This window comes from Spirosoma terrae, assembly GCF_010435915.1.
Taxonomy (GTDB): Bacteria; Bacteroidota; Bacteroidia; order Cytophagales; family Spirosomataceae; genus Spirosoma; species Spirosoma terrae.
The window spans coordinates 514,510-530,965 of the sequence record NZ_JAAFZH010000003.1; the positions used below are offsets into that span (position 1 = coordinate 514,510).

Here is a 16,456-nt window from a genome sequence, read left to right on the forward strand (position 1 = left end):
TTAAGCGGTGCAAAGTGGCCAATAGGGTTACTGGAGAATTATGACAACGCAAGTACTTCAATTAGATAATTTTCAGTGGATTACTGATTCCAGGCAGGTGATTGGCAATGCGACCAATGCCCCGGCTGATCAGTCTGTTTTTTTTGCCATTCAGGGCGAGCATCACGACGGGCATGAGTTTATTGGCGAGTTATATCGGAAGGGAATCCGTCATTTTGTGGTCGAACGAACGGCCCTAACGCCCAATCGTCGAGCCGACTTACTGAATTATCCCGATGCGCAGTTTGTGGAGGTCGACAGCAGTTTACAAACGCTTCAGGAGCTGGCAGCAGCACACCGACGGCTGTTTCGTATTCCGGTTGTTGGTATTACGGGGAGCAATGGTAAAACCATTGTGAAAGAGTGGCTGGCGCAGTTGCTGGCCGATGACTTTGCGGTAGTAAAAAGCCCTAAGAGTTATAATTCGCAACTGGGCGTACCGCTGTCGGTTCACGAATTAAATGATACGCATACGCTGGGCATCTTCGAAGCGGGTATTTCCAGACCGCATGAGATGCAGGCGCTGGAAGCTATTATCCGGCCCACCATTGGTATTTTTACAACTATCGGAACGGCCCATGACGAAGGCTTTCGGACCCGAAAACAGAAAATTGCCGAAAAGCTACGGCTGTTTATTCATGCCAATACGCTTATCTACTGCAACGACTACGCCGAAATAGACGAGGAAGCTAATCTGCTGTTGAAAGCGGTTAATGCCGATATGCGGTTTATTACGTGGTCGTTAACGGGCAAGAAAGCGGTTTATCAGGTTGAACGGCAACAGGATAGGCTTACGCTTCGCGGCCCGGCTACTACTGTTACGTTGACATTGCCTTTTACTGATCCGGCTTCGGTTGACAATCTGATTCATTGTCTGGTAACGATGCTGACGATTCGGGCCTACGATGCTGATACGTTACAAAGCCGCCTGAATCGACTACGTCCGGTTTCGATGCGTCTGGAACTGAAAGAAGGCATCAATAATTGCGTACTGATCGATGATTCGTACAACAACGATGTGGTTGGTTTACAGCTTGCACTACGTTTCCTGAACCAGCAAAGCTCCCGCGACAAACGCGTTGTGATATTGTCTGATGTGCTTCAGTCGGGCCAGCGTGAGGCCGATCTGTATGAACAGGTGGCCAGGTTGTTGCAAGCCAATGATATTGACCAGTTTATCGGAATTGGGCCGGTCTTGAGCCATAATCGTCATTTCTTCGCCAGTACGAGCCAGTTTTTCGCGACTACTGATGAGTTTCTGACCAATTTTCCAATCAACAGCCTACACGATAGTGATGTGTTGGTGAAAGGAGCCCGACCGTTTTCGTTCGAGCGAATTGTGAATCGGTTGCAGCGGAAAGTGCATGGTACGGTCCTGGAAATCAATCTCGATGCGCTGACTCATAACCTGAATTATTACCGGGAACGGGTAGGGGCGGATACTAAACTGATGGTGATGGTGAAGGCGTTTGCCTATGGGAGTGGGAGCGCCGAAGTGGCTCAATTGTTGCAATTTCATCGGGTTGATTATCTGGCCGTTGCCTATGCTGATGAAGGTGTTTCGCTACGTCAGAATGGAATCGACTTGCCGATTATGGTGATGAATCCGGCTCCCGAGACGTTTGCTACGTTGGTTGAGTTTGGTCTTGAGCCAGAATTATATAGCATGCGGTTATTACGCGAATGGTCTGATTTTATTGACAAGAATGGACAACGTAGCGCGGAAAATCCATACCCCTTTCATCTGAAAGTCGATACCGGTATGCATCGGCTTGGCTTCCTGGAAGACGAAATTCCGGCCGTAGTGGAGTATCTGAAAGGGTATCCACAGGTACGAGTGGCAACCGTTTTCAGTCACCTGGTAGGCGCTGACGATGCGCAGTTCAATGCGTTCTCTGTGCACCAGTATGATACGTTTCTGCGGGCTACGGCAGTGCTCGAAGCGGGCTTAGGCTACAAACCAATTCGGCACCTACTCAATTCGGCGGGCATTGTGCGTTTCCCGGATTATAGACTCGATATGGTTCGTTTGGGCATTGGCCTTTACGGGGTCGAATCCAGCCAGATCGAAAAAGACGCCGTTCGGTCGGTGGGTACGTTGCATACAGTGATTAGCCAGATTAAGACGATTCCAGCGGGCGAATCAGTCGGCTATAGTCGGCGGGGTGTGCTGGATCATGACGCCCGAATCGCTACGCTGGCTATTGGGTATGCCGATGGTTTTGATCGCCGACTGGGCAATGGCGTTGGTTCGGTGTGGGTCAATGGAACCCGTTGCCCAACGGTAGGGAATATTTGTATGGATATGACGATGATCAACGTAACGAACGCGTCGGCGGCCGAGGGCGACGATGTCATTATTTTCGGTAACGAACTACGGATCACCGAATTGGCTCAGCAGATAGGCACTATTCCGTACGAGATACTGACCGGGGTCAGCGAGCGGGTGAAGCGGGTTTTTTATAAGGAAGGAAACTGATAACAAAAGCACAGGTCTTGCTATTGAATAGAAGTCTATTCAATAGCAAGACCTGTGCTTTTGGCTCTAGTAGCTACGGATTACGGTTGTTTCGCTTTTACTGCTTCTACGTTCTTCTTCCGATTTTCCAGCTCCGTAAGCGCGTTGGTCTGGTCTATCTTGTTGGTTTCAACGTCTTTCTGAAGCTGTTCGAGTTCTTTGGCGTTTTCGTCGATTCGTTTCAGCAGGCGTTCTTTTTCTTTGGCATTCTGTTCGATAGACCGCTGAAGCTGCTCTCCCTTTTTGACCATTTTCTGGTGATTTTTCTGGGCTTCGTCAAAACTTCCCTCAACCAGTCGAACTTCCTGGTTAAACGAGCTTTTGGTGGCAAAATCTTTCAGAAGACTTTCGGCGGCCGAGTAGCCATTACTGCCGGTCGTCACAAAATTACCGCTCCCCAGATCGAACGACGTAAAAATAGTGGCCGAGGTCTTGGCCGATTTCACGGTGCTAACCAGATTGATTGGTTCGGGCGAAATGGCCGGAATGTCGGCGTTGGTTACGCGATACGTACCGCGCGAAGCACTCAGACGACCGAATGTTTTCAGTTTTTCTTCCCAATCTTTTTCGATCTGTTTACCATCTCCCTGGACGGTTAAGTAAAGGCCAGCTAATTTAGCTTTATCGACGGTGGTTTCTCCGGCATAAACCGTTTGTGCCTGAGCCGAACTGACTAGAGTTACGAAAAAAAACGCCAGTGTTACGCGAAGTACATGTTTCATGGTTGTATAGTGTTTGGGGTATTTTTCTGTTATTAGTATATAGTTGTATTGGGGTTAAAGGGCTTTTCTGGTTACTAGCAGACGTTTATCGCCATTCTGAAGAGTTGTTGCCAGAACATACGTATCGCCACCTTCTTTAAGTCTCAGTTTTTTACGTAAATCAGCCACTGACTGAGGGAAATTTCGGGTGGTAAGATTCGCTTTCATGGTCGGAATATGTTCCTGTAACGCTTTTCGATCCGTCTTAACGAGTGTGTCCAGTATGAAAATCCGGCCTGGAAAATCAGGCACTACCGTATGGCTCGTATATAAATGACTGTTAGGAGCTAGCTTTGACAAGCCATAGCGCGATGCGACCAGCCGAAAAGCGCCCGCTTTTAAGATGGCAGCATTTGGTTCGTAGATATACTGTAAAGGATCGCTCAGCTTAACAGCGGCAGTACGTTCGTCGCCCTTGCTGAACTGGAACGCTACGTTACCTCCAGCCGCCAGATTGACCGCCGTGACCGTAACCGCATCTGTATCGATGATATGGCGACCTATTTCCAGCAACACTTCTTTAACTTCTCCCTGCACCGCTACGATATGGACTGAGTTGACCTGATTAAGTTTTCGGACGGTCGAATCTATGTCAAGTAACGGCGAAGTCTTCACTAAAATTCGCTCCGTCTTTGCCAGGATGTGGTTAAGCATGTCTGGATTGGAAATGTCGGGTTCACAATCGCTCAATTGGACTACCTTTCCGCCCTGGTCGTTACGTCGGTGCGGGTCCAGATACACCCAACTGATTGGTGATGGATAGTCGATAATACTTGCCAGTCCATCGCCGGTCAATACCGTTACGTTTTTTGTGCCTAGTCGGGGAAGGTTATAGGCAGCCAGTTCGGCCAGATTAGCTTGTTGTTCGACATAGACTACCCGCTCAACCTGTTTGGCAAATGCCCACGTATCAACGCCCATACCGCCCGTCAGATCAGCCAGCAGATCGCCACCAACCAGTGAGGCTTTATAGTGCGCTGTTAATTCTGAAGAAGCCTGTTCTACGGATAATGCAGGTGGAAAAGCCAGCGATTCATCCGCATACCAGGTCGGTAACTTCTCTTTGGCTTTTTGTCGGGCCGCTATTTGGGCTGCTAGTTTAGGAAGATCCAGCTTAGTCGGATTGGCACCCGGACGTAGCAAAAGCTGACGAACATCATCGTTAAGATGTGCCTGAATGAATGCCAGTTCGGTGGATGAAAAATTTATCAAAGCAATGAGTATTAATACGGTTTTAATTCGCTTTTAACTCTGTTTTAATTGAGTATGATCTTTTAGGTAGTTTCGCAGCTTCAGATTTGCTTATTTCTTCCAGAGACAAAACGATTACAGTGCGTTTGCTTGCCTGTTATCTGAACAAATTCTGGTTTCTATGAGAAATTAGGCTGCCGTACTGCTTAAGTAGTTTCTACGATCAAATCCCTACAGAAACACTTTTTCTCATGCAACGCGTTTCGCCTGTTAGAACTTTAAGGACCTATAACCTGAATTTGTTCCGGCAGGATTTGCCGTCGGGGCTGTCGGTATTCCTGGTTGCTTTGCCATTATGCCTGGGTATTGCCCTGGCTTCTGGTGCTCCTCTTTTCTCAGGGTTGGTTGCTGGGGTAATCGGAGGAATTGTCATTGGATTGTTATCGGGTTCAGAAGTCAGTGTAAGCGGGCCAGCTGCGGGTTTAGCCGTGATTGTGGCCGATGCTATTGCAAAAGTAGGCGCTTACGACGCATTTCTGACAGCCGTAGTGCTGGCGGGTGTAATGCAATTTCTGCTCGGGTTGATCAAGGCAGGTCGATTCAGCAGTTTTTTCCCCGATAGTGTCATCAAAGGTATGCTGGTTGCGATTGGGATCGTCATTATTCTGAAACAGATTCCGCATGCGCTTGGCCGGGATAACGACTATGAGGGGGAATTTGAGTTTCAGCAGCTGGCCGACGGCGAAAACACGATTTCGGAGATCTACAGAGCTATTGAAACCGCCAGCACAGGAGCAGTCGTTATTAGTTTGGTATCGCTGATCTTTCTGATTGGTTGGGGACGTATAGCGAGCCGCAGCACAAAAACGTTCTTTAAGAACTTTCCTTCGGCGCTGGTTGTGGTGTTTATCGGTATTGGACTGAACGAGTTTTTTCGCGTGTCAGTACCCGACTGGTATATGGGCACCAAAGCGCATCAGCATATGGTGCAGATACCCACGATTGCACCTGGTCAACCCATTTTTTCGATCTTTGATTTTCCTGATTTCAGTGTTTTAACCAATCCGAAAATTTATGGCATTGCGGCCACGATTGCGCTCGTTGCCAGTCTGGAAACATTACTGAATTTAGAGGCTTCGGACCGACTTGATTCCGCCAAACGCGTATCATCGACCAATCAGGAATTGATTGCGCAGGGCATCGGGAACGTATTGTCGGGGATGGTTGGCGGTTTACCCGTTACGTCCGTAGTGGTACGTACATCGGCAAACATATACGGTGGTGCCAAAACACGCATGTCAACTGTTTTACACGGCCTTTTTTTAGTAACGGCCGTATTTTTGGGTGGGCCCATCCTGAATCTTATTCCGCTGTCGTGCCTGGCGGCTGTGCTGATCATGGTTGGTTATAAACTGGCTAGCCCGGCTATTTTCAAAAAAACATATCACGACGGCTGGAGCCAGTTTCTTCCCTTTATCATCACCGTTTTAGGAATTGTTTTCACCGATCTGCTGATTGGGATTGCGTTGGGAACAGTGATTGGTATTTTGTTTGTACTCTATACCAACTTTCAGTCGACGTTCAGCGTGTTTAGAGATGGTCGGAAAGTGCTCATTGAGTTCGAGAAAGATTTGTATTTCCTGAGCAAGCCGCAGTTGAAAGAAGCACTCGGACTGCTTCAGCCCGGCGATGAAGTGCTCATTGATGGAACGAAGGCCCCTTTTATCGATCACGATATTTATAACATGCTACAGGATTATCGGGAAACGGCCAGGGTGCAGGGTATTCATTACGAGCTTCGAAACGTCATATTGAGTCGGCGTAAACGCACACGTAGCCGAGTCGTTCTGGACGATCGGCCTGTTTAAAAACAATCAGTTATCGTAGTTTATTCGTCGCCGTTTACGGCTGCTGTGGTCAGGAGGGTTGCCGGACGAAGTCGGGCTACTCTGATGCCCGACAAGGGTTTGTGCCACAGTACGTAGTCACTCAGTGGATACGACGTAATAACCACTTCGCCCTGATCGGACGACGCATGGAGCAGATGCATTCGTCCGTTCGCCTGACGAACAGCCAGACCCACATGTCGCATATCGAGGCCGGGCCGGGCGGCCGTCAACATCACAATATCCCCTTCCCGAAGGCTAGCTTCGGCCTGGCGTATGTTCTTTTTGGGAATGAAATAAAAGGATTGCTGACTCAGCGCCGATTCGGCCAGAGCAACCTGTTTGTAAATGGCAGGGTCGGTTAAACGAGGATACTTATACGTTGCCGTTGTCATGTAAGACAGCGGTTTCGATACCGATAAACTGCCAGCTATGTCGCGCGTTACGTCGGTCAGTAACCCTTTGCGTTCATTGTCCAGCAGCCATTCCGAAAAATAATGCAGCCGACTGGCATAGCCATCAATACGTCCGTCGCGATACCGAAGCTTGGTCAGGAACTTACGAAACGTTTGATCGAGCAATACCTGATTGTTCTTGTCAGACGCGGGTAAGTCGTGCCAGGCAAGCGATAATGCCAGAACCGTTTCCAGGTACGTTGTACAGTCAAATTCACGCAGATTCACCACCAACTGTTCCGTTGGATTTTCGTCGAGCGTGTGTGGCCGGTATGGGCGTCCCATCAGCTGTTTGCCAATGTTGATAGCCGTTTCGGCGGGAGTCTTACCGCCATTAACCGTGACAGCTTTTAAATCAGTAGGCGCTAGCTCCTGGGCCAGGATAGCCGATGACGAGAATAGCAGAAAAACGGCTGTAAATAGTTTTACCATTACCGGTAATCGTCTAGGTTAATGCAGTAGAGACGGTGAAGAAGACAAAAAGTAGCGAAATGTTACTTAATTTCTAAAACGCGCACACTACGTGGTGGTAAAACTACCGGTACGCCCATAGTACCCACAGCGTCTATTTCCGAATTGGTCAGGAAAATATCGGTGAATGTAAACGTCCGGGACGGCGAAAGACCCATTACCTCGAATGCATGACCCGGAATCCTGATGGTGGTTTCGTACGTCGTATTGATCGAGAAGTTGCAGACAATCAGTAGCTTCTGTCGGTCAGTATGGCGTAAATAACTGTAGAGTCGTTGGGCGTCATAACCAGGGCTCTGCCCGTTGTCATTGGCATATTGCAGATCATAGAAATAGCCATTCTGGATAGCATCGGAACCATTGACAAGGTAATTTAACTGCTGGTAAAAAGACCGCAGCCGTTGCTGTTCGTCCGATAGGCCCAGCCCATCATAACGACCTTTATTGATCCAGCCCTGCCAGTCAGAAATTCCCCAATAATCGAAAATCGTAGTACGGCCATCGTCACCACTGAACCCTTCCGCTTCTTCAGGCCGAACGCCAGTTTCCTGGCCGAAATAAAGCATGTAAGGGCCCGTATGCATCGTGGCCGATAGGGTCATGGCGGGAACAGCGGACCAGAGATCATTGGCGAAAAACCGGGAAGCGATCCGTTGTTCGTCGTGATTTTCCAGGAAACGTAGCATATGCTGAGCGTATTCACCGGATTCCTGTTGCCAGACCCGAGTAATGTTATAGCATGAACCGTGTCCCTCCATCAGTTCCCGGAGGGTATCGTATAAGCCTACTTTATCGTACAGATAGTCGAATCCTCCGTCAAAGATAAAGGGACGATATAGGTTCGGGTCGTAAATTTCGGCAATGAAGAGAATGCGTGGAAACTGTTGCTTCACCCGAGAAATGGCCCATTTCCAGAACGGAATTGGTACGTAGTGAGCCATATCGCATCGGAACCCGTCGACGCCTTTGTTGGCCCAGAAAAGCAGAATGTCGAGCATTTGTTTCCAGGTTGCCGGAACGGGCTCGAACTGTTGGCCACCCTCAAAAATATTAAAGCCGTAGTTTAGCTTTATGGTTTCGTACCAATCGTTTATATCAGGCGAAGCGGTGATGGAGCCACTGCCAGTCACTTTAGCCGGAAATTCGTGTAGCGCGTTAGTGGTTGCTTCCTGACTTTTTTCGGGTGAAACAAACGTTTCGCCCGGCAGATAGTAAAAGTTATTCTCGATGGAAAATCGGACAGACGTATCGTCATTCGCGCCCAAATCCACTACGTTAGCGGGCTTCGCATCGGACTTATACTGACGTGCTACGTGGTTCGGCACGAAGTCGATCAGTACCTTCAGGCCGTGTACGTGCGTGCGTTCAACCAGTGCTTCAAATTCGGCCATCCGATTGGGTACGTTAACCGCCAGATCGGGATCAACGTCATAGTAATCCTTGATGGCATAGGGTGAGCCAGCCCGTCCTTTTACAACCGATGGATCGTCGGGAAGAATGCCGTAAGCTGAATAGTCGGTTTGGGTTGCGTGTTCGATAACACCCGTATACCACACGTGCGATGCGCCAAACTGTTTGATAGCCCGTAAGGCATCATCGTTGATGTCGTTGAATTTGCCGGAGCCGTTCTCCTCGATACTACCGTTGAATCGGTTGGTTGTATTCTGATTGCCAAACAGGCGCGTAAAAATCTGGTAAATAATCAGTTTGTCCATTACTGGAACAACAGACGTAGTATTCATAGCGCCGGGAGAAGTGCGTTACGGGTGATTGACGGAATTGACATACAAAATTATGGCCTTTTTCGGCGAAAAACTTGGGTTATTTTTGCGTTCTTGTTGCATTATTCTCTGATATGCCCCGGAAAAACGACTTGTATACTATAGCTGACCTATGAAACGACCTATTCTGTATCTCCTCATTTTTATTCCAATTGCTGTAACCTGCCTGGGTCAGTCGCCTGCTATCCAGCGGATCAATCCGACGAACTGGTGGGTAGGTATGAAAAACCCGAACCTACAGTTGCTGGTCTATGGTCCGAATGCCGGGACGTTAGCCTATACAATTACCTATCCCGGCGTAAAACTGCTGAAGACGCATACGGTCGAAAATCCAAATTACGCCTTCTTGGATCTGACCATTTCGTCGACAGCTAAACCCGGTACGCTACGTATCGTTGGCAAGCGGGGGGCGCAAACGATCAACCAATCGTTCGAGTTGAAGGTGCGTGATAAAGCGCCGAAAGGGCAGGGCGTAACGGCCGCCGATTTTATTTATCTGGCCATGCCCGATCGATTTGCCAATGGCGACGAAAGCAACGACAAGTTTGCCGATATGGCCGACCCGAATGCCGACCGCTCGAATCCGTTTTATCGGCACGGGGGAGATCTGGCCGGAGCTGGTCAGCATCTCGACTACCTGAAAGATCTGGGCGTAACAGCCATCTGGTTTACGCCGGTTCTGGAAAATAACCAGCCCTTGACCAACGAAGGGGGGGCTATGCGTTCGGCCTATCATGGCTACGGGTTTACGGATCACTACGCCGTTGATCGGCGGTTAGGTGGGAATGATGCCTACAAAGCGTTCGTCAAAAAAGCCCATGCTATGGGTCTGAAAGTGGTGCAGGATGCGGTCTATAATCATGTTGGGATTAATCACTGGTTTTTGAAAGATGCGCCGATGAAAAGCTGGCTTCACCAGTGGCCGACCTATACGAATACGTCCTATAAATATCAATCCGTTACCGATCCGTACGGAGCTGAGAGCGACCGCCGGGTTATGCTGGATGGCTGGTTTGTGCCTTTCCTGCCCGATTTAAACCAGAGTAATCCGTTTGTAGCTAATTTTTTAATCCAGCACGCCATCTGGTCGGTCGAAAATTTTGGCGTAGATGCCTGGCGGGTCGATACGTATATGTATAACGATCAGCCGTTTATGAATCGCTGCAATCAGGCGTTGATGGATGAGTATCCTAAGATTCATATTTTTGGCGAATCGTGGGTGAATAACGTAGTGGATCAGGCGTATTACACACGTAACAAAATTGATTTCGCCTTTAAATCAAACCAGCCGGGCGGGCTCGATTTTGTGGTGTACACAGCCATGCTGGACGCATTGAAACAGAAATTCAGTTGGGACGATGGCGTTAATCGATTCTATCAGGCTTTGGCGCAGGATGCTGTTTATCAGGACCCTTCAACGTTGGTGACGTTCCTGGATAACCACGATACCGACCGCTATTTATCGGTCATCGGCGACGATTTCGACAAGTATAAAATCGGACTTACGTGGCTGCTTACGACGCGGGGCATTCCGTCAATGTATTACGGAACCGAAATCCTGATGAAGAATTTTAAAGACCCGTCCGATGCCGAAGTGCGTCGGGATTTTCCGGGCGGTTTTCCTGGCGACAAAGAAAATAAGTTCGAAACTTCGGGACGTAACGACCGCGAAAAGGCTGCGTTTCAATTTGTTCGAAAACTGGCTACGTACCGGAGGGATAACCCGGTTATGCATACCGGAAAGCTGATGCAGTTTCTGCCGCAGGATGGTACGTATGTTTACTTCCGATACGATGGCAATAAAACGGTAATGGTCGCTACGAACACCAACGACAAGGAAATTTCGCTCGATACCGTTCGCTTTACAGAGCGTATGAAAGGCTTCTCGTCGGCCCGTAATGTCCTGACCGATGAGGTAATTCAGGACCTTAAACTGATAAAATTGCCCGCCAAAACGGCGCTGGTGCTGGAGCTAGCGAAGTAAACAAACGTAGGTTTTACGCATCAAAAAACATCTACCTTTGTAGACAACCTGTGCGAAATTAGTTTTATGAGTGTTATTAAAGCCTTTCTTTTTGACCTCGATGGGGTCATTGTTGATACAGCCATTTATCATTATCAGGCCTGGAAACGCCTGGCCAACGAACTGGGGTTTGATATATCGGAAGAGTTTAACGAACGATTGAAAGGCGTAAGCCGCATGGAGTCGTTAGATATTATTCTGGAGCATGGCGGTCTGACCTTGCCGGAAGAGAAAAAAAATGAGTTGGCAGCAGAGAAAAATCAGTGGTATCTCGAACTGGTGAGCCGTATGACGTCCGACGATATTCTGCCGGGCGTGGCCAATTTCTTTTCTCAGGTTCGCAAAGCCAACCTGCTGACGGCGCTGGGTTCTGTCAGTAAGAATGCTCCGCTGATTCTGGAGCGAATTGGTATGTCGGAAGCTTTTGACGTAATTATCGACGGTACGAAAATTTCCAAAGGCAAACCTGATCCGGAAGTGTTTACCAAAGGTGCGGCCGAGCTGGGCGTCAACCCCGATGAGTGCGTGGTGTTCGAAGATGCCGTGGCAGGCGTTGAAGCCGGTAAACGGGGCGGTATGTTTGTAGTGGGCCTTGGTTCGCCTGACGTATTGACGCAGGCCGATCTGATTGCTCCTTCGCTGGAAAATCTGACAGTAGCGGACGTATTAAACAAAGCCGAAACTACACGCTGAGTCTGGCTGCTGCGTAATTAAAAAACCCAATACGTATAAGAGGTGTTGTCGTTATAAAAAAACGACTTACCTTTGTTTGAGATCATCAGATGATATGATGAATACGCCCATACAAAAACGATCATTAGCGGACGAGGTTGCTAGTCTGATTAGTGCTTACATCCAATCGGGACACTACGTAGTGAATCAAAAGTTGCCAACCGAACCTGAACTCATGAAACAGTTTGGCGTTGGCCGCTCGTCAATACGTGAAGCAATCCGGATGCTGGCTAATTCAGGAATGCTACGTGTACAGCAAGGCGTAGGGACATTTGTTGAGGAATATTCGGCTAATAATGAAACGTTGCAGCAACGGCTGAAGCGAGCGAAGGCCCGTGATATTGATGAAGTACGGCAGTTAATAGAAGTCAAGATTGCGCAAAAAGCGGCTGTTAATCGTACGGAAGAGCAGCTGGCTATAATTGAAGAATTTCTTGTTCAGCGCGGCAAGGCAGCGCAGGCGGGTTTGCTGGAAGAGTGTGTACAGGCCGATATTAATTTTCACCTGAGCATCGCGAAAGCCTCCGGCAACGATATTCTGATCGATCTATACCAGGCTTTCTCGTCGCAACTGAAGGATTGGTTTTTACAGATTTATCCAGATACTCAATCGTTTATTCAAACGAATGAGCTGCATAAATCTCTGTTTCAGAGCATCAGCGAACGCGACGAAGAAAAAACACTCTTGTACGCAACCCAGATCTTGAACCATTAATTTTTTACTTTAAGTCATCAGATGATATGATGAGTAAACCAACGTTGCAAGCAGAACCGAAACAAATGGTACAACAAACGGCTTATTCCGTTCTGTACGCTATTAGCTTTGCTCACCTGTTGAATGATATGCTTCAGGCAGTCATTCCAGCAATTTACCCAATTATAAAGGAAGACTTTCACCTCGATTTCACCGACATTGGTCTGGTGACGCTAACGTATCAGCTAACGGCTTCCATTTTGCAACCTTTTGTAGGATTGTATACCGACCGGCATCCAAAGCCGTTCTCGCTGGCAATTGGTATGGGTATTTCGCTGTTGGGCTTAGTCAGTTTGGCCCTTTCGCCTAGTTTTTTCTGGATTCTGGCTTCCGTAGGTCTGATTGGTATTGGCTCATCTATTTTCCACCCCGATTCATCGCGCGTTGCTTATCTGGCTTCGGGTGGCAAGCGTGGATTAGCGCAGTCAATTTTTCAGTTGGGCGGCAATGCCGGAAGTGCGCTAGGGCCATTGTTGGCCGCATTGCTGGTTGTTTCGTATGGGCAACGTAGCGTGATGTGGTTTGGTGTAGCAGCTCTTATTGGGATTATTTTGCTGACTCGAATTGGGAAGTGGTATAAAACAGTCGCTTTGCCAAAAGTGAATAAAACAGTTGAGTCGGCTTCGTCAGGATTGAGCCAGCGCCGGGTTATCCTGTCGCTGTTGATTCTGCTCGTACTGATTTTTTCCAAGTATTTCTATTTAGCCGGGATGACGAGCTATTTCACGTTTTACCTGATGGATAAATTTCAGCTAGGCGTAAAAAGTGCTCAGATTCACCTATTTATCTTTCTGGCGGCCATTGCCGTTGGTACGTTGGCTGGTGGACCGCTGGGGGATCGATTTGGGCGGAAATACATTATCTGGATATCGATTCTGGGCGCGGCTCCCTTCACGCTGCTAATGCCGCATGCTAACCTGTTCTGGACAACGATTCTCTCGATCTGTACAGGCTTACTTATTTCGTCGGCATTTTCGGCAATTATCGTCTATGCGCAGGAACTGGTTCCCGGTAAAGTGGGCATGATTGCTGGCTTATTTTTCGGATTCGCTTTCGGAATGGGTGGGCTCGGCTCGGCTTTACTGGGTAAACTGGCCGATTATACCAGCATTACATATGTGTTTGACGTTTGTGCATTTCTGCCGTTGCTAGGTATTCTGACGGCCTTCTTGCCTAATCTGGATACGAAGAAGTAGTAGGAGATACCCCGCAGCTGCGGGGTATTATGCCGCCATTAAAACGCCAGCCAACCTGATACTTTAATGGCGAATGGTGTTACAGGAATGCCGGTTCTGCTGACATTGTCGCGATAGGTTAGCCGGTGAATGGCATCGACACGTAGCACTTTGAAAATATTGTCGATGCCATAGCCTACTTCAATATAGGGTGTACGGTTCAACGAACTAAAGCCTTCTACGGTCTGGCCCTGGCTGTCGGTAGCCGGAATCATAGCCATATTGGCTGACGATACGCTGCCGACGAAAACTTTTGCCGTAACGAATTCCCGCCATTTAAGCTGACGTAATAAAGGCAGCCGGTTAAAAAGTAGCCCACCGAAGTTATGTTCAAATTGAGCCGTTGCCCATCGGTCGGCAATAAACTCAAAATAATTCATCAGGTTATAGGCATTGCCTACGTAGAAAATCGACTCGTTCCCCAACGGCGTATACAGCAGCGGGTAAGGAACCGTAGACGGAATAATACCAGCGCCAAGCGAATAATAAGACCTTCCCAGAATTCCCATCCGGAACGAATGTTTCATGTTGAACGCAATCTGGTGGTACGTAAAGTCGCCCCCCAAGGCTTCGCGGATACCCAGCGTATACCGTAGCGTGAAAATTGGTTTGCGAACGGCCCCGGCGCTAATTCGTACGTTGTCGTTCTGAAGCATAATCTCATCGGGTGCAAAGCGAGTTTCCGAAATCAACTCCGTAACCCGGTAGTTACTACGTATCGACTGGTCCTGATCGCGTATCTGGGGCTGAAAGGCAAACGGAAATAGCGGCTCAAACGTGCGGTTACGCATGGCTACTGTCTGAGTAAATCCACGGCCCAGTTCGCGTCGGAAGTATACCAGGTTTTCTTCCTGGAAGTAGGGGCGCCGGATAGTACCAAATCGGGAGTAAGCGGCAAAAATGGAGTTGTTGCCAATATTATCGGCCGATACACCAACCCGTTCCAGATCATAGGTATGGCGGGCACCAATCACAGTCCAGGGTTTTCGACTCAGGATATACTCGATGGTGCCGCCATATTTAAACGTCTGGTCCTGCGTGCCATAAGCCAGATAGCCGCTCAGCAGCCATTTTTTACTAAAGCCCGTGTTGGTCCGAAGCCCCAGCCTAAATCGATTGCCTTCAATATCGTTGTTAGCGTATGAATACAAAAGAGGACCAACATCGATATGGAGTTTGTCGATTGGTTTATAGCCTAATACGCCAAGTTTTATGATTTCACCGGCCACTTTGATGATAGGCACGTTACGTACCGAATCAACAACCTGCATGGCCCGCCATTCGGAAGGCGAGAGGTCATCGGGCCGAACGCTTTTCCAGTAGGTTGGGTCTGTTACCTTATAATCGTCGGCTAACTCGATAGCGGGGCTATAAAAGCCAACATCTTTGGGCTCGTTGACAACAATATTACGGGCCGTCGTGAAAAAACGGATAAGTGCACCGGGCGCACGGGGAGCGGGTTGGTCGGTGTCGATGCTAACCTGTGTCTGTACGGGAAAACGAACACCCGATTCTAACGTTTCCCAGCTTTGCTCAATATGAAGCTCGTCAACGAAATTGATATTGGCGCGTTTGTCGACTTTTACGTCGACCTGAGCCAGGGCCATTTTTAAGGTATCAATCCACACTGTACCGGTAAAGGCCAGGTCGGTGGGACGTTTGGGCGTTAACTCAATTTCGTAACAAACGGCTTCGTTGACCAGAACGGTATCTTTTAGTCGGAAGGTATAAACGGTTTCCCACTGGGCACCCACTGGCGACGGAATGTCTTTTTGTAGAAGAAATACTGAGTTCCTGTAAAAGTTATATTGTTGGAAAGAAGCACCGGTCAGCTGAGAAATGAGGCCACCATCGCTAACGCCAACCCCCGTTACCTGCGATTTCAGCACTCGTTCCTTTACTTTTTGAGGGTTGTTCCGGGAAAAGAAATTAGAAAACGTTTCGGAAATGAAGACTGGTACTGCCGGTAAACCGTTCTCATCGGTTATAGCGGGCAATTTGCCCAGGAGCCGATTGATAGGTCCCGGTTTGCGGTTTTTCTTCCGCTGCTTGCTAAAGTTATTGATGTATCCCTCGATTTTAGTGTAACTATCGTACTGATACCCTGATAGTTCGGCTGGATTGTATTGGTCGCGTCTACGCACGGCTTCGCGCAAAACCCGGTAGGCCGGATCGCCCCCTTTAGCGTAGACCCTAACTTCCTGAAGTTTGGTAGCTGCTGATACCAGCTGAGCGTCAATCGTTTGATTCGCAATCGATGCTGTAGCAAAAGAACGGGTCTGGTAGCCAAGACTCAGAACCAGAATCGAGTCGGCAAGCTGTTTGGTACGTAATACGTAGTGACCATCAACGTCGGACGTAGCACCATTTGTTAATCCTTTTAAGGCAATACTGGCAAAAGGAATACCTTCGCCAGTGGCTGCGTCGGTTACCCGGCCGCTAATGGTGTAGGAGGTTTGGGCCATAATCGCCACTGGCCATCCAACGAGTAGAAGGCTGAATAGAGCGAAGGACCGTACTAGTAAAGTCATTTAGTGGGAATGTAGGAGTACATCATTTGTTTTAAACAGATGTTTAATCAACAAGGTTTACTAAAAATTGAAAAATTAT

General features: G+C 48.4%; 11 protein-coding genes. 6 read left to right on the plus strand and 5 right to left on the minus strand.

Going from position 1 to position 16,456, the window contains the following annotated elements:
• The first annotated feature begins 40 nt into the window (after nt 1–40).
• Nucleotides 41–2,518, plus strand: coding sequence for a bifunctional UDP-N-acetylmuramoyl-tripeptide:D-alanyl-D-alanine ligase/alanine racemase (locus GK108_RS10030; RefSeq protein WP_163946711.1), 2,478 nt, complete (start codon nt 41–43; stop codon nt 2,516–2,518).
• A gap of 80 nt (nt 2,519–2,598) precedes the next feature.
• Here the strand turns inward: GK108_RS10030 and GK108_RS10035 are convergent, their stop codons facing one another.
• Both GK108_RS10035 and GK108_RS10040 read right to left on the minus strand, forming a co-directional pair.
• Nucleotides 2,599–3,279, minus strand: a complete 681-nt coding sequence (locus tag GK108_RS10035) for a hypothetical protein (RefSeq protein ID WP_163946714.1) — start codon at nt 3,277–3,279, stop codon at nt 2,599–2,601.
• A 54-nt stretch (nt 3,280–3,333) separates the two neighbouring features.
• On the minus strand, nt 3,334–4,530 hold the full coding sequence (locus tag GK108_RS10040) for a THUMP-like domain-containing protein (RefSeq protein WP_163946717.1): 1,197 nt from the start codon (nt 4,528–4,530) through the stop codon (nt 3,334–3,336).
• Between the two features lie 230 nt (nt 4,531–4,760).
• On the opposite strand from GK108_RS10040, the gene GK108_RS10045 reads away from it, so the two are divergent.
• The gene (locus GK108_RS10045) at nt 4,761–6,377 is read left to right on the plus strand and encodes a SulP family inorganic anion transporter (protein WP_163946720.1); all 1,617 of its coding nucleotides are present in this window, start codon (nt 4,761–4,763) and stop codon (nt 6,375–6,377) included.
• A 20-nt stretch (nt 6,378–6,397) separates the two neighbouring features.
• On the opposite strand, the gene GK108_RS10050 is transcribed toward GK108_RS10045, so the two are convergent.
• Nucleotides 6,398–7,282, minus strand: a complete 885-nt coding sequence (locus GK108_RS10050; RefSeq protein ID WP_163946722.1) for an N-acetylmuramoyl-L-alanine amidase-like domain-containing protein — start codon at nt 7,280–7,282, stop codon at nt 6,398–6,400.
• Between the two features lie 62 nt (nt 7,283–7,344).
• Complete coding sequence (locus GK108_RS10055; RefSeq protein WP_170305391.1) at nt 7,345–9,063, minus strand: alpha-amylase family protein; 1,719 nt, start codon at nt 9,061–9,063, stop codon at nt 7,345–7,347.
• A gap of 151 nt (nt 9,064–9,214) precedes the next feature.
• On the opposite strand from GK108_RS10055, the gene GK108_RS10060 reads away from it, so the two are divergent.
• From GK108_RS10060 to GK108_RS10075, 4 genes are all read left to right on the plus strand, one after another.
• The gene (locus tag GK108_RS10060; protein WP_163946725.1) at nt 9,215–11,086 is read left to right on the plus strand and encodes a glycoside hydrolase family 13 protein; all 1,872 of its coding nucleotides are present in this window, start codon (nt 9,215–9,217) and stop codon (nt 11,084–11,086) included.
• A 66-nt stretch (nt 11,087–11,152) separates the two neighbouring features.
• On the plus strand, nt 11,153–11,818 hold the full coding sequence (gene pgmB / locus GK108_RS10065; RefSeq protein WP_163946728.1) for a beta-phosphoglucomutase: 666 nt from the start codon (nt 11,153–11,155) through the stop codon (nt 11,816–11,818).
• 76 nt (nt 11,819–11,894) lie between these two features.
• Entirely contained in the window at nt 11,895–12,572 is a 678-nt protein-coding gene (locus GK108_RS10070; protein WP_212592768.1) for a FadR/GntR family transcriptional regulator, read from the plus strand.
• A 65-nt stretch (nt 12,573–12,637) separates the two neighbouring features.
• Nucleotides 12,638–13,807 carry an MFS transporter gene (locus GK108_RS10075; protein ID WP_317166507.1) on the plus strand — a complete coding sequence of 390 codons (1,170 nt, stop codon included), beginning with the start codon at nt 12,638–12,640 and terminating at the stop codon, nt 13,805–13,807.
• A gap of 38 nt (nt 13,808–13,845) precedes the next feature.
• Here the strand turns inward: GK108_RS10075 and GK108_RS10080 are convergent, their stop codons facing one another.
• Entirely contained in the window at nt 13,846–16,377 is a 2,532-nt protein-coding gene (locus tag GK108_RS10080; RefSeq protein WP_163946734.1) for a DUF5686 and carboxypeptidase-like regulatory domain-containing protein, read from the minus strand.
• Between the last annotated feature and the right edge of the window lie 79 nt (nt 16,378–16,456).